The sequence below is a fragment of the Mucilaginibacter sp. P4_A11 genome, assembly GCF_056402535.1.
Map to the genome: position 1 here is coordinate 436782 of NZ_JBFUHE010000002.1, position 15331 is coordinate 452112.

At 43.0% G+C, this 15331-nt stretch carries 12 protein-coding genes; 3 read left to right on the forward strand and 9 right to left on the reverse strand.

Annotated elements, in window-relative coordinates; genetic code table 11:
* Positions 1-29: 29 nt before the first annotated feature.
* Positions 30-674 carry a hypothetical protein gene (locus AC1DUD_RS05750; RefSeq protein ID WP_477372494.1) on the forward strand — a complete coding sequence of 215 codons (645 nt, stop codon included), beginning with the start codon at positions 30-32 and terminating at the stop codon, positions 672-674.
* A gap of 72 nt (positions 675-746) precedes the next feature.
* Positions 747-2624 (forward strand): LTA synthase family protein, encoded by a 1878-nt coding sequence (locus tag AC1DUD_RS05755; protein ID WP_477372496.1) that lies wholly within the window; start codon positions 747-749, stop codon positions 2622-2624.
* Positions 2625-2742: 118 nt separating this feature from the next.
* Here the strand turns inward: AC1DUD_RS05755 and AC1DUD_RS05760 are convergent, their stop codons facing one another.
* The 4 genes from AC1DUD_RS05760 to AC1DUD_RS05775 are packed head-to-tail and all read right to left on the reverse strand — an operon-like array spanning position 2743 to position 6028.
* Positions 2743-3348 (reverse strand): hypothetical protein, encoded by a 606-nt coding sequence (locus tag AC1DUD_RS05760; RefSeq protein ID WP_477372498.1) that lies wholly within the window; start codon positions 3346-3348, stop codon positions 2743-2745.
* Between the two features lie 3 nt (positions 3349-3351).
* Positions 3352-4617: an adenosylmethionine--8-amino-7-oxononanoate transaminase gene (gene bioA / locus AC1DUD_RS05765; protein ID WP_477372500.1), complete on the reverse strand. Its 1266-nt coding sequence runs from the start codon at positions 4615-4617 to the stop codon at positions 3352-3354.
* Complete coding sequence (locus AC1DUD_RS05770) at positions 4614-5054, reverse strand: NUDIX domain-containing protein (RefSeq protein WP_477372502.1); 441 nt, start codon at positions 5052-5054, stop codon at positions 4614-4616. Before AC1DUD_RS05770 ends, bioA begins: the two co-directional genes overlap by 4 nt.
* A complete protein-coding gene (locus tag AC1DUD_RS05775; RefSeq protein ID WP_477372504.1) occupies positions 5054-6028 on the reverse strand; it encodes a cation diffusion facilitator family transporter in 975 nt (324 codons plus the stop codon). The genes AC1DUD_RS05770 and AC1DUD_RS05775 overlap by 1 nt, the downstream gene beginning before the upstream one ends.
* A gap of 92 nt (positions 6029-6120) precedes the next feature.
* Between AC1DUD_RS05775 and AC1DUD_RS05780 the strand changes: the two genes are divergently transcribed.
* A complete protein-coding gene (locus tag AC1DUD_RS05780; protein WP_477372506.1) occupies positions 6121-7314 on the forward strand; it encodes a pyridoxal phosphate-dependent aminotransferase in 1194 nt (397 codons plus the stop codon).
* Positions 7315-7580: 266 nt separating this feature from the next.
* Here the strand turns inward: AC1DUD_RS05780 and AC1DUD_RS05785 are convergent, their stop codons facing one another.
* The 5 genes from AC1DUD_RS05785 to AC1DUD_RS05805 form a co-directional block, all read right to left on the reverse strand.
* Positions 7581-8156 (reverse strand): hypothetical protein, encoded by a 576-nt coding sequence (locus AC1DUD_RS05785; protein ID WP_477372508.1) that lies wholly within the window; start codon positions 8154-8156, stop codon positions 7581-7583.
* A gap of 116 nt (positions 8157-8272) precedes the next feature.
* Positions 8273-8845 carry a hypothetical protein gene (locus tag AC1DUD_RS05790; RefSeq protein ID WP_477372510.1) on the reverse strand — a complete coding sequence of 191 codons (573 nt, stop codon included), beginning with the start codon at positions 8843-8845 and terminating at the stop codon, positions 8273-8275.
* Between the two features lie 402 nt (positions 8846-9247).
* Complete coding sequence (locus AC1DUD_RS05795) at positions 9248-12427, reverse strand: efflux RND transporter permease subunit (RefSeq protein ID WP_477372512.1); 3180 nt, start codon at positions 12425-12427, stop codon at positions 9248-9250.
* 70 nt (positions 12428-12497) lie between these two features.
* Entirely contained in the window at positions 12498-13673 is a 1176-nt protein-coding gene (locus AC1DUD_RS05800) for an efflux RND transporter periplasmic adaptor subunit (RefSeq protein ID WP_477372514.1), read from the reverse strand.
* 60 nt (positions 13674-13733) lie between these two features.
* Entirely contained in the window at positions 13734-15080 is a 1347-nt protein-coding gene (locus AC1DUD_RS05805; RefSeq protein WP_477372516.1) for a TolC family protein, read from the reverse strand.
* Positions 15081-15331: the final 251 nt, after the last annotated feature.

Consider the following 15331-nt stretch of genomic DNA (forward strand, 5'->3'; position numbering starts at 1 on the left):
TTAATTTGGCATTAAATCAAACTCAAAACATGAACATTAAAATTTTCAACGTTGCCTTAGGCCTCGCCCTTACCGCAACAGCTATCAGCGCAAATGCACAAAAAGCTTACAAAGAGGGTGTAGTAACTATTTCTACGGCTATGCAGGGGCAACAGGTTGAAGCTAAAAGTTATTTCCGTGCCGATTCTGCAGCTATGCAATTTACTACCGGTCCGGCTACTATTAAAATATTAACCGATGCCGATGGCAAATCATTAGCTGTTTTGGTTGATGTGCCTGTTGCTTCTATCAAGAAAGCAGCGATAGCTACTCCTGATGAGGTTGATCAGGCTATGGCTACCTTGCCTACCCTTACTTTTGCTCCGGGTACCGAAACCAAAGTAATTTCTGGTTTCAACTGCAAAAAAGTGGTAGCTACAGATACAAAAACCAGCAAAACCTATGATGTATGGGTAACTAACGACGTTACTTTACCTGTGACTGGTATTGCCAAATACTACCGCGCTGTGGGTGGTTTCCCGATCCAATACACATCATTTTCACAGGGCCAAAGCACTGAGGTTACTGTTAGAAGCATAACTGAGCAAAAAAACCCTGCCGGTACATTCGGGATTCCTGCTGATTTTGAAAAGATCACTCTGGATGACCTGAAAGCTATGAGTGGTGGCAGGTAATCGAAAAATATTTCATTAACAATTCATTAAAGGTTTCTTAACATTGTAGCAAAATATTATTTCTGTTACCCCATGTTAAGGAACCTTTATAGCTTTATCAGATTTTTTTTCTTCTGGCTCATTTTCTTCGCTATAACGAGGGCCACGTTTGAGATCTATTTTCTGCATAAGCTCGATAATGCCAGCATCGGCGAGATCCTGCAAACATTTTTCTGGGGCTTAAGGCTTGATGCATCGGCAACAGCTTATATCTGTATCATCCCCATTGTTGTATTTGGTGTTAACTGGTTCATTCCAAAAGTTCAGATAAAACCTATTTGGCTAAAAGCATATGTTTGGTTTTGCCTGTTCTGCATCTCCTTAAACACCGTACTCAATTTCAATATTTTTAGGGAATGGGGCACCAAAGTTAGCTTCAGGGTGTTTACGTCCTTTTACCATGCCCCTTCGGAGGCTATTGCTTCAAGCGGTTCGTCGCCGGTTGGCAAATGTATTTTTATCGGGATTGCATTATTGGCAACAGGCGTAGTGCTATCACACCTTATTATCAATTACCAGTTTAAAAAGCCTGATGCCCGGCCAACCCTAAAAGTTTCGCTTACTACACTGCTGATTTTTTTAAACTTTGTGCTGATGCGCGGTGGCCTGCAAGCTAAACCAATCAGCCAAAACTCCGCCTATTTTTCCGAAAAGCAGATCCTGAACCAAAGCGCCCTCAACACCGAGTGGAACCTGTTCAACAACGTATTTGAAAACCTGCGGCCGCTTTATAACCCTTATTTGTATGACCATCCGGATGAAGCCACGAAAACCGTTGATGAACTATACGATGTCAGGAATAACTTAACTACTCAGATCCTTACCACCACCAGGCCTAATGTGGTGATCATTCAAATGGAAAGCTATACAGCCGACGTGATCGAATCATTAGGCGGGGATAAAGGCGTAGCGCCAAACTTTGAAAAGTTCATTAAAAACGGATTGTTCTTTGAAAACGTTTATGCCTCCGGCGATCGTACCGATAAAGGCATTGTAGCCCTTATGAGCGGCTTCCCTTCGCAAGCTATCCGTACCATCATCAGCGATACCATTAAACATAAAAAGCTTCCGGCTATATCATCGTCATTTAAAAATGCAGGATATGAAACCGCCTATTTTTATGGCGGCAAAAGCAATTATATGAATTTCGATAAGTTCATGACTTCGCACAATGTTGATCATATTATTGACGAAGCCGGCTTTGATAATACCCATACCAAAACACAGTGGGGTGTTTATGACGATGACCTGCTTACCAAGAACCTGCAATACTCGGCCAGGCAAAAGCAGCCATTCTTCAATTATGTACAAACATCAAGCAATCACGAACCCTTCACTTTGCCGGTAAAACACCATTTTGATGACGATGGCAATGGTGATCCCGCCAATAAATTCAGGAGCACAGCCTACTTCACCGATTCATGCCTGAATGCTTATTTCGAGCGGGCTAAAAAGCAAAACTGGTATAAAAACACACTGTTTATTTTAGTGGCAGATCATGGACATCGCCTACCCCGCAATACCGCCGAAGCTTATGATCCTGCTAAATACCACATCCCGCTCTTGTTTTTTGGCGATGTGATCAAACCCGAATACCGCGGCAAAAAGATTAGCAAACTGGGCGGGCAAACAGATGTCGCAGCTACTCTGCTGACCCAATTAGGTATGCCGCATAACCAGTTTAAATGGTCGAAAGATTTATTGAACCCCGCCACTAAAGATTTTGCTTTTTTTGACTGGGATAACGGTTTCGGCTTTATGCAACCAGGACAGGCTGTATCATATGATAACTCCGGCCGGACAATGATCTACAACAGCAAACCAAATGCTGATAAAAAAAATACCGAAGCTGCGCTTGCCTATGGTAAGGCTTATTTGCAGCAGGTGTTTACGGAGTATATGGGATATTGAGATGTTTTATTTTTATGTCATTGCGAGGAGGAACGACGAAGCAATCGCATGCTATACAGGGCGGATTTGCTTCCGTGAGATTGCCACGCTACGCTCGCAATGACATGGTTTTTATTGTTTATAAAGTTATTTCTTTACCCAATTGCTCAACCCACTGATTAAACAGTTTGGTTTCAAATTCAACAGCTTTTTGAGCGTGTAGTTCCCATTGCGGCGAGAAATGCTGCAACTGGTTGATCATCTCTTCCAGATGGCCTTCTTCTTCCAGGATAATTGATTTCACATTCACTTTGCTGCCAGCCTCGTCAAGGGCATCCTGGTATATAGGATAAAGCTCATCGGCACGAACCTCAATGGCATAGGTAACCAGCAGGTAGGCTGCAAAACGCAACTCTGCCCCTTTCAGGTTTAGTTCCGTTTTTAAATAGCGGCAAACATCAACATCCAACTGGTTTAAATAATATTTGCTTGAACCGGGAGCCAGCAGGTATTCGGCGGCGTAAGTTGGTAGCGTTACCCCTGTTTTTTCCAATTGCTTTTTTAGGTAGAAGGCATGGCGGTGCTCTTCGGCAGCATGCTTCAATATAATGTAAGTAACGGTAAGCGGATCTTCGCTGGCCGAAATCTTGCGCGCCCCGGTGTTTTCCATTAATGATAATGTATTTAACCAGCGTGAGTGCAGCTCGTTATCGGCAATTATGGTAGGTAGTATTTTGTTCAACATAATTTATAGTTTTTCAAGAGCTTGCTCAATTTTGCTGTAAACATAATTGAGTTGCTCATTAGTAATGCAATATGGCGGTAAAATATATATAACGTTGCCTAATGGCCGTAATATGACGCCCGCGGCCAAAAAGTAATTGTATAACTTATCTCTGAGCGAACTGAAGTACGATGTATTATCACCCGTTTCCCACTCCATAGCAAAGATAGTACCGGTTTGCCTTACTGTTTTTATTTTAGGATGATTACGGATCTTATCAGCAAACGCTGCATGAGCAGCTTTGATCCTCGTGATATTCTCTGCCGTTTCAGGCTGTTGAAACAGGTCAAGACTTGCCAGTGCCGATGCACAAGCTATCGGATTAGCCGTAAACGAATGTCCGTGAAAAAGAGTTTTCAGTTTATCATCCGATAAAAAAGCGTCATAGATCTCCTGCGTGCAGGTAGTTAATCCTAAAGCCATGGTACCGCCTGTAAGCCCTTTGGAGAAACACATGATATCCGGCTCTATATGCACGTGATTTGTAGCGAAAGGCTTACCTGTACGCCCGAAACCGGTAAATACCTCATCGGCAATCAGCAACACCTGCTCCTGGCGGCAATGCGCCATTAATTCATTCAGATATTTGGCCTCATACATGATCATCCCTGCCGAGCCCTGAACCAACGGCTCAAAAATAAAACATGCTGTCTGAGAACTGAGATCTGAGATTTGAGATTTGAGACTTTCGATATTTTCTGCGTTGGGAATATCGATAAACTCAACTTCAAACAATAAACTATCAAAAGCCTTGGTAAATGCGCTGCGGCTGCTTACGGCCATGGCACCAAAAGTATCACCGTGATAAGCATTATTAAAAGCGATGATCTTAGTACGCTGATCGCCTTTGTTGAGCCAGTATTGCAGGCACATTTTTATGGCTACCTCAATAGCGGTTGAACCGTTATCTGAGTAAAAGGCCTTTTGCTGATTTGCCGGTAAAATGGCCAGCAAGCGTTCGGCCAGCTCAACGGCACCTTCGTGGGTAAAGCCTGCAAATATCACATGCTCCAACTTGTATAGCTGCTCTGACACTTTTTTAGCGATGTAAGGATGCGCATGCCCGTGGATATTCACCCACCATGATGATACAGCATCAATGTATTGTTTTCCTTCTTCATCAAATAACAGCGCGCCCTCTCCGCGTACAATGCCTACAGGCGGTTGCGCGGTTTTCATTTGAGTATAAGGATGCCATATTACTTGCAAATCCCTTTCGGTAAGGTTCATAGTTCGTTTTGTAAAAGTTCAACCACACGTTTATCTGTCGGAAATTCAAAATCGGCTACACTTAGCGCAGTAAGCGGTACCCACCTGAAAGCCTGCAGCACTTCTCCTTCGCCATCAAAATCAAAGGCTACGGTTTTTATACTCAAATTAACAGGAGTGATAGCCCTCACCATATAATATACACTGATGATCTGCGAATTATTGAAAGCCGATTTTACCGCAAAATCGGTAGTATAAAAATGGCTGACCACCTCTATCTCCAAATTACATTCTTCCATAAACTCACGTTTAAGGCCATCAATCAGACCCTCACCAAGTTCAAGGCCTCCACCCGGAAATTTTGAAAAACGTATGCCATACTCCTGTTCATCGCTTATCAGCAGTTCATCGTCGTCATTCAACAGCAGACCGTAAACCCTTACATTAAAGTATTCCATTATTCAAAGTGTTTTTTATTGCGTACAACCTTTTCCAGTGTCCAGGCTATGGTTTCGGTTTGTGCTTCCGACCGGATAGGACAATTGGGCATGCTGCAATAATGACAGCAATCGGGCAAACAAGGATCAGCATGGATAAAAAGCTCTGTTTTGATGCCCATATCCTTATTGATCATCTTATCAACCAACGAGATCTCGGTATGCACGGTGTTCAGGTCAAAATAGCTTGGCAGGGTCATATGGCAGTCGATATGCAACTCATGGCCATATTTCTGCGCACGCAGGTTATGCACGTCAATCCAGGCTTCGCGGCGCTTTTCGCTTAAAACATGCACAATATCGGTTACCACCTGAAAATCGGCCTCATCCATCAATCCCCCTACCGATTTACGCACTAATTTGTAACTGCTGTATACTATATAAAGGCCAACCAGTATGGACAACACACTATCCAGCCATAAAATCCTGGTAAATTCAATCAGCAATAAACCAACTACCAAACCACCGCTGGTAACGGTATCGGCCAGTAAATGCCGTCCATCGGCATCAAGTGTAATTGAACGAAGTTCTTTGCCCTTACTAATCATATAATAGCCAAGCGCGCCGTTAATAGCACCTGTAATACCTATAATAATAGCACCGGTGAAAAGGTCATGGATAATATTCGGATAAAAAAGGCTGTAAACCGATTTAACGATGATGACGCATCCTGCAATACCGATCAATGAACCTTCAATAAAAACGGAGAAAAACTCAACCTTCCCATGTCCGTAAGGGTGGTTTTCATCGCGCGGTAAAGCTGAAAGGTAGATACTGTAAAAAGCGAATGAGCTTGCTATAACGTTTACAATGCTTTCGGCGGCATCGGTTAGTACAAAGTTGGAGGCTGTTAAAAAGTAGGCGCCAAATTTCGCCAGCATCAGCACTATCCCCGTTATCAGCGAAATTAATATGATCCTTTTTTGTTGATTCAAAGCAAGGTGTTATTAGGCCGCAAATTTAAAAAATAACAACCGTAAGTAGCAGTAAAGTTATTTTCTATATTTGCCGCGATAACATAATTTATATGAGCGCATTAAGTACCCGGATACAAAACCTGTCCGAATCTGCAACAATTAAAATGGCCAAATTGGGCCGTGAACTTGCCGCTAAAGGTGTCGACGTGATCAGCCTTAGCTTTGGCGAACCTGATTTTCATACCCCTGAGCACATCAAGGAAGCTGCCAAGCAGGCCATGGATAAGAACTTCACCTACTACACACCCGTAGCAGGCTACCCTGAACTTCGTAAAGCCGTAGTTGCCAAGCTGAAGAATGAGAACAATCTTGATTATGATTTCAGCGAGATCGTGGTTTCAACAGGTGCCAAGCAGGCTATCGCCAACGCGGTATTATGTTTGGTTAATCCGGGCGAAGAAGTGATCATCCCTACCCCTTACTGGGTTTCATACAGTGAGGTAGTTAAATTGGCCGAAGGTAAAAGCGTTTTCATCAACACTACTGTTGATACCAACTTTAAAATTACTCCGGAGCAATTAGAGGCTGCTATTACGCCTAATACCAAGCTGTTCATGTTTTCATCGCCATGTAACCCTACAGGCAGTGTTTACAGCAAAGACGAGCTGGAAGGTTTGGCCAAAGTTTTTGAAAAACACCCGCATGTTTATATCCTGAGCGATGAGATCTATGAGCATATCAACTTTGTTGACAAGCATGAATCTATCGCACAGTTTGATTATATTAAAGATCGCGTTGTAATAATCAATGGCTGGTCCAAAGCATTTGCCATGACCGGTTGGAGGATTGGTTATACTGCAAGTACTAAAGAGCTGGCGTCTGCCTTTGACAAAATGCAGGGCCAGGTAACTTCAGGTACCTGTTCAATTACCCAGCGTGCCGGTGTTGCAGCTTATGAAGGTGGCTTGGAAAGCGTGCTTGAAATGCGTGCTGCATTCAAAAAACGCCGTGATATTGTTTATAAATTATTGAGCGAGATAGAAGGCATTAATGTAAACCTGCCAGATGGCGCGTTCTACTTTTTCCCTAATGTTACTTCATTCTTTGGCAAAAGCTATGAAGGCCGTGTGATCAATGACTCAGACGACTTAAGCTTATATCTGCTTGAAGAAGGGCATGTAGCCACTGTAGGCGGTGATTCGTTTGGTGATCCGTCTTCTATCCGTTTATCATATGCTGCCGCTGAAGATACGCTGATAGAGGCTATGAGAAGATTGAAAGAAGCGTTGGCTAAACTGGCGTAATTGTCTGAACCGGGAATTTGTCTGAACCCCAATTTATAGAATTAAAGAATTAACAGAATGCTAAGCAATTCAAAAAAATCTTTTATTCGTTTAATTCGAGTTCAGACAACAAATTCGGTAAATCTCCTCCAATCCCGGTTCAGAAATAAAAAAATCCCCTTGCTTTTGGCAAGGGGATTTTTTGTTGTAGTTTATCCGATTCGAGATCAGCCTGATTTTCAAAAATCAGGCTGATCTCGAATCCTAAAAATCATGGTTCAGATGATTTACAATCCAAATCCATAAGCTATCCTCAAGCCAATCAAACCGTAGCTATTGCCCTGACCAAAAAAACCTTCATAACGCAATCCCAAATCAATTACTTTGGTAGCATAGCCAATAGTTGGCGAAAGGATCAGCTTGGTACTTTTGCTGCCATCAGCATAAAGAGAGGTAGTTTCAAAACCCGCACCTGCTTCGGCTCCGAAATACAGCCTGTGAGCAAGGAAAGATTTTATACCAAGTTTAACCGGGATTATACCAAGATCTTTTCCATCAACCGTAGTTTCTATAACTCCATTAGGTGTTACAAAACGTTGGGTATAGGATTTACCGAACATATTGTAATAGCCAGAGGTTAACGTTAAGGCAGTTTTATTACTTAAACCATACTGCAACCTTGCTGTACCGCCTAACTCAAAGTTTGAGATATCGTGGGCGTTTCCAATAGGCCTGCCTACTTCAAGTCCAACTCCTAAACGCCATTTATCAGCAGGTGTAGTTTGAGCATTAACATTTGTAGTAGTAAATAAAGCCAGGGCAACAGATATGCCGGCTATAATTTTTGTAATTCCATTTTTCATATAGCTGTAATTTAAACTCCCGTTAACTTTTTATTAACAGGGCGGCAAATGTATAAAAAAATAAAAGCTCCCTGTTATACATAACAGGGAGCTTTTGTAACGCTTTTTATTATTGGTTACAAACCAAATCCGTAAGCTAAACGCACGCCAACTAAGCCATAGTTATTGCTCTGTCCCGAAAAATTCTCGTAACGTACACCAATATCCCATGATTTAGTTGCATAACCTAAACCCGGAGCGAGGATAAGTTTGGTGTTCTTCTCAGCTCCGGCAACTGGTTCGTGAACCTCAAAGCCGGCACCAACTTCACCTGCAAAATAAAAGCCGTCACCAACAAAAGCCTTGATACCGGCTTTTACAGGGATTATGCCTAACGATCTGCCTTTCACTGTAACTGTAGTAGTTGAGGTAGAATTAGAAAATGACGATGTATAGGTTTTACCAAAAAAATTGTAGTAACCAGAAGTAAGTGTTAATGCTAAATCATTACTTACACCGTATTGCAAACGGGCAGTACCACCCAGCTCAAATTTTGAAATGTCATGAGCGTTGCCTGTTGGAATACCTGCTTCCAAACCAATACCAAAACGCAGCGCGTTTGCCGGCGTAGTTTGAGCTTTCACATTTGTTCCGATAAAAATAGCTGCCGCAGTAAATGCCGAAGCTATCATTTTAGTCATTGTTTTCATAGTTGTGTTTTTTTAGTCAAATTCTACAATGTTCATTTTTAATTTTTCATTGTATTAACTCCTCCTTAACAAATACTTTGCCATTGTTGGCATTACTTGCTACTGCAGATATTATTTTAACTACTAAAAGAAATGCGATTAGTCCAATCTTCGACAGCTTAATAATTGAAAATCAGCACTGTTTTAACTAATAAAAACCGGTACATACATCTTCACATTTACAGAGTTGTATTATTAAAAATCTGTAAAAAACTGCCCTGCTTACACTTCAAAAGTGTACACAAACGCGAAATTTCGAGGCCATAAATAGTTAAATTACGAAACGTAGATGCGTACCAAAACCCTCATAAATCGTAAAAAGAGGAGCTTACGCTCCTCTTTTTACGATTTAAACAATAATTACTAAACCTCAGGCTCGTGCCCTTTTTCAGGTTTATAATTTTTTTCGAGCTCGGCAAGCTTTTCTTTACCATAAGCCATTTTAGTGATCAGGTAAAATAATACCGGTACTATGAATATAGCTAACGAGGTAGCAGTGAGCATCCCTCCAAATACTGTCCATCCTATGGTTTTACGAGCTTCGGCACCGGCGCCAGATGCTATCATCAACGGTACAACACCTAATATAAAGGCCATGGATGTCATGATGATCGGCCTTAAACGCAGGCGAACGGCCTCGAGTGTAGCCTTCTCCAGTTCCATCCCGGCATCCACACGCTCCTTGGCAAACTCAACTATCAGGATGGCATTTTTTGCAGCCAAACCTATTAGCGTTATCAAACCGATCTGCGCGTAAACGTTATTAGTCAAATCGGGCCAGAAAGTAAGGAACAGGATAGCCCCAAATGCGCCCAAAGGTACCGACAACAGCACTGAGAAAGGTACCGACCAGCTCTCATACAAAGCTGCCAGGAACAGGAATACGAACCCAATGGAAAGCGCGAAAATGTAAACCGTTTTTGAACCGGATAATAACTCTTCACGGCTCAGACCCGAAAACTCGTAGCCATAACCTTGCGGCAACACCTGCGCGGCTGTTTCTTTCAGGGCAGTAATAGCGTCACCGCTACTGTAGCCTGGCTTGGTACTACCATTGATCTCCGCCGAACGGAACAGGTTGTAATGTGAGATCAGCGGTGAGTTCTCTATTACTTTGTATGATGTTAACGTACTTAACGGCACCATCGCTCCGGCAGAGTTACGTACAAAATACTGCCCTATGTTTTGCACATTGGTACGGTAGCTGGTATCGGCCTGCGCTACTACCCTGAAGTTACGTCCATAAATAGTAAAATCGTTAATATACGTACTACCTAAATAAGTTTGCAGCGCGTTGTTCACATCAGATATCGCTACCCCCAGCTTTTTGGACTTCTCCCTGTCTATCGTTAACTGGTAAGCAGGTGTACTGGCGGTAAAGAACGAAAACGCCCTTGCAATTTCTTTCCGTTGATTGATTGCACCGAGGAAAGTCTTCAATGTTTTTTCAAATACCTTGATATCTCCACCAGCCTGTTTCTCTTCCAGTATGAACGAGAAACCACCGGTACTACCCAAACCAGGGATAGCAGGCGGTTGAATCACCACTACGTTAGCTTCTTTATATTTAGCAAGTTTTTGATTTAAGCGGCCAACAAGAGCGGTTATTTGCTGTGATTTCTCTTTACGCTCATCCCAGGGTTTAAGCTGCACAAATATGGTAGCGCTGTTTGATTTACTTGCAAAACTAATGGCATTCAAACCACCCAATGCTGCGTAGTGGGCTATTTCGGGCACGCTGTCAAGCGTTTTCATCATGCTCGTCAAAACGTCAACCGTACGGCCTGTTGATGAGGCCTCAGGCAGATCATAAGTAATATAAACACGACCGTCATCTTCCAACGGGATAAAGCCCGATGGCTTGCTTCTGAATAAAAGTATCGTGCCTATAATGATACACACCAGCAAAATGATAATGTACTTTGAATTTTTAATGCTCTTATCAACTGTATTACGGTACCTGCCCGTTACGCGTGTAAACCAGGTGTTAAATTTAAAAAAGAATTTGTCCAACCCTTTTGATTTTTCATCGATCTTATGAGGGCGTAGCAGCAAGGTACACAATGCCGGCGTTAATGAAAGCGCAACAAAAGCCGAGATCAAAACCGAAATAGCAATAGTAATGGCAAACTGCTGATACAATCTACCTACTATTCCCGGCACAAAGCCTACCGGCACAAACACAGCCGCCAGGATCAACGCGATGGCTATTACCGGGGCCGAGATATCAGCCATGGCGTGTTGGGTAGCCTCTTTAGGCGTCATGCCCTCTTCATCCATGTAATGCTGTACAGCCTCAACAACCACAATAGCATCATCCACCACAATACCGATAGCGAGTACGAAACCGAATAGCGTTAACGTATTGATGGTAAAGTTGAGCGGGATAAAGAAGATGAAGGCGCCAATAATGGATACCGGGATAGCCAATACCGGTATCAGCGTTGTACGCCAGCTTTGTAAAAACAGGAATACTACCAGAATAACCAGCACCAGCGCTATAACCAGTGTTTCAATCACCTCACTTACTGATACTTTTACTACGGTGATAGCTTCAAAAGGAACTACATAATCAATATCTTTAGGGAAGCTCTTTTTAAGCTCGTCCATAGTGGCGTAAACATTGTCGGCAGTTTCAAGCGAGTTACTGTTTGGCGCCTGGTAAACCAGCAGGTAAGAGGCACGTTTACCATCCACAAATGAATTACCTGAATAGTTGAATTTACCCAGATCAATCCTGGCAACATCTTTAAGGTGCACTATACCGCCATTGTTAGGCTGGGTTTTAACAACCACATTACCAAATTCTTCCGGCTTCTCTAAACGCCCCTTTACAATTACCGAATACTCAAATGTTTGTCCTTTTAATTGTGGTGTAGCGCCTACTGTACCAGCGGCAACCTGCGCATTTTGCTCCTGCAGGGCATTGGTTACGTCGGCAGCACTCATACCAAGGGCAGCAAGTTTATCCGGGTTAAGCCAGATGCGCATACTAAAGTCATCGGCACGTGTAACAACGTCGCCCACGCCCTTGGTTCGCAAAATAGCATCCTTTATAAACACGTTGGTATAGTTATCAGTAAAAGTAACATCATGGGTGCCTTTGGGGCTAAACATAGCCACAAGCATCAGGATACTTGGGTTACGCTTACGTACCACCATACCCAAACGCTGTACTTCCTGCGGTAAGGTTGGCAAAGCAATACCTACACGGTTCTGCACGTCGAGCGCCGCGATATTAATATCAGTACCAACATCAAAGTTAACGGTCATGCTCATTTGCCCGTTACTGCTGCTGTTACTTTGCAGGTAGGTCATGCCCGGTACGCCGTTTACCTGCACTTCGACTGGCGTGGCTACGGTTTGCTCAACCGTTAGCGCGTCGGCACCAACGTAGTTACCGCTAACAGATACGGTTGGCGGGGTAATATCTGGGTACTGGCCAATTGGGAGGCTGGAGATTGACAGGATCCCCACTATTAATATCACCAGGGATATTACAATGGCGGTAACCGGTCGTTTTATAAAAGTATCTGCGATCATTCTTTCTCTATGTTAAGTTTTCCAGGGTAGATGTGCCCCTTGTTCGGCTTAAAATTTTTCCTGTTGATATTTATTTTTTAGGCGCTGCCCCTGCCGGCGCTGCTTTTCCTGTGGTTACCCTGCCACCGTCGCGTAAGCGCTGGAAACCATCGGTAATCACTTTATCGCCTTGTTTTATACCTTCCATTATCACTACATCGCTGTTAATGCGTGGGCCTAATTTCACCTTCACCTGTTTGGCAATTGTATCGCGCCTGTCTTTAACTGTTTTATCAGCTGCTGTATCTTTAACAACAGTATCCCTGGTGGCAAAAACAAAAAACTCGCCCATTTGCTCGGTTACCGCTTTATACGGAATCTGAACCCTATTGCCGGATTGGCTGTTCAATACCTGCAAAACACAGCTCATCCCATCCTTCAGTACATCATCTTCATTCGGGAACTGGATCCTCACCTTGATACTACCTGTTTGGTTGCTTACGCCCCTGTCAATTGCCAGTACTTTACCCGCTTTACTGTATTTACTTCCATCGGGCAGTACCAGTTTAAAGGTGCTATCGGTGCTTGACTTTTGCAGACCATAAAAGCGGTTGATATCCTGCTCGTTGATCACTACGTCAACACCAATAGGATGCTCGGCCGATATGGTGTTCATCAATGTAGTTCCTGCAACTACCTGCGTCCCCAACCTAACCTGTGAGATACCGATACGCCCGGTAAAAGGGGCGGTAATAGTGGCATAGGATAAATCGGTACGGGCCGACTCAAGCGCAGCCTTTGCTACGGCAACCTGGCTTTTATTGGTTTCATAGGCCGCCTGTGCCTGATCTACCGTTTGGCGGGCAATCGCATCGCTTTTCAGCAGCATGTTATACCTGTCAATGTCTTTTTGCGCTTTAACCAAATTGGCTTCGGCGCTTAACACATTGGCTTTGGCCTGGTCAAAAGCTGCCTGGTATTTACGTTTATCTATTTCATACAATATTTTGCCTTTTTGCACAACATCGCCCTCTTTAAAAAATATGCCCGTTACAAAACCCGGCACCTGGCTGCGTAGTTCGACAGTATTTACCGAAACCACAATACCCTGATATTTATCATAATATACTGCTTCGGCTGTTTTAGCGTCGGCAAGATATACAGGAGTTGGGGGCATGGCGGCCGGCCCGCCCTTTTGAGGTTTACCGCATGATGCCCATGTTAAAAGTGCTGCAGGGGCTAACCAATATATAAATGTATGTTTCATGTAGAATAGGTTGTTCGTGTGTTGCTGTAGTTTTTTGTTTTTATGGCGATATTTTTACGGTTACTGAACAGGCAGGATCCCCAGGGCCCGCTGCAAATCAATTTTACTGCTCAGCAAATTAAACAGGGCATTATAATAGCTCAATTCGGCAGTACGCAGATCGGCTTGCGATACAATTACATCAAGGTAGGTTTTTACCCCCTCGCGGTATTGCAGGCTTACTACCTTATATACATCCTTTGCAAGGTTCACATTTTCACGAATGAGCTGGTAGCTGGTATAATTGCTTTTATACGCGGCCAACGCCTGGGTATACTCGGTATATATGCTATTTTTTGTATTGATCAGGTCCAGATCGGTACGCTCGACCTGTAGTTTAGCTTTAGCAAGGTTTTGCAGGCGCTTAGTCCCCTGAAAAATAGGTACGGCCAGTGTTAAGCCAACATACCCTGTCGGGAACGAACTGTTATACAGATCGCCAAAATCATGGCTGAAGTATGCATGCTGATAGCTCCCAACTGCCGATAGCGAAGGCAAAAATCCAAAGCGGTAATAGTTTACGTTAAGGCTATTAAGCGCCTTTGTTGTTTCCAGCAAGCGATATTCGATGCGGTTATTGGGGTTAAACAACTGCAGGGTATCAATACTTGCTTCCTGCTCATACCGGGTTGAATCATAAGCCAGGTTTATTGGCGTAGCCGCTCCCACGCCCATGATCTGCTTCAGCAAAGCGGTTTTACTTTTAATGGCTTCTTCTGTTTGCTTACGGGTAGCCACTGAATTATTAAGGGCGATTGTAGCCTGTTTATAATCGGTAGGATCAGACACACCTGCAGTATACCTGCTTTTGGCATCCTTAAGGCTTCTTTGTAGCCTGATGATATCCTCTTTAGTTATATCCAATTGTTTTTCGGACAGTAAAACGTCGAAAAAAGCTTTGCTTACATCGCTTACCACATCGATCTGACTGCTTAGGGTGTTCTGTTTATAGTACTCCCGTGAGTATCTTTTGGCCCTTGAAGCCAAAAACACATCGTTATTATACAAAACCTGTGAGGCGGTAACACCTAAAGTTGAAAGGTTACGGATAGTACCCGCATTGCTTGGGATATTAGCACCGGATGCTCCTGCCTGCGGACTGCCTTTATAGTAATAATTATAAAGACCCGATCCGTTTACCTGGGGTAACCATGCTGATAGACCAATTTTTATATCACGCTCATTGATTTGTTCATCAATTGAAGCTTGCCTTACTGTTGGCTGGTTGCGCAAAGCAAAGTCGATAGCTTGTTTCAGCGAAACAGGGCCGCTTATACTATCGGCAGCATTTTGGGCATAACTATTGCTATGTAAATTAAATGTTAAATTAAGTACAAGAAGCGCAAAAAAGTACTTGTGTTTTTTCATACGGTGGCTATAGGTAACAATGTATATCAAGCAAAATCATAAAGAAAAGTTTTATGATCGATGCAGATTTATACGGGAGAATGCGAATATGTAATTAATAATACTAAATTAAACTGTGGAACAAGAATTTTACGCAAAAAATTACAAAAACGCGGGATAGTGTAAGCTTTTTGGGCTTTTTACAAAAAAATGAAAATAATAGGCTCGATATAAATAAAAAAATTAATTAATTTGCCCTGTAAGAATTTGTG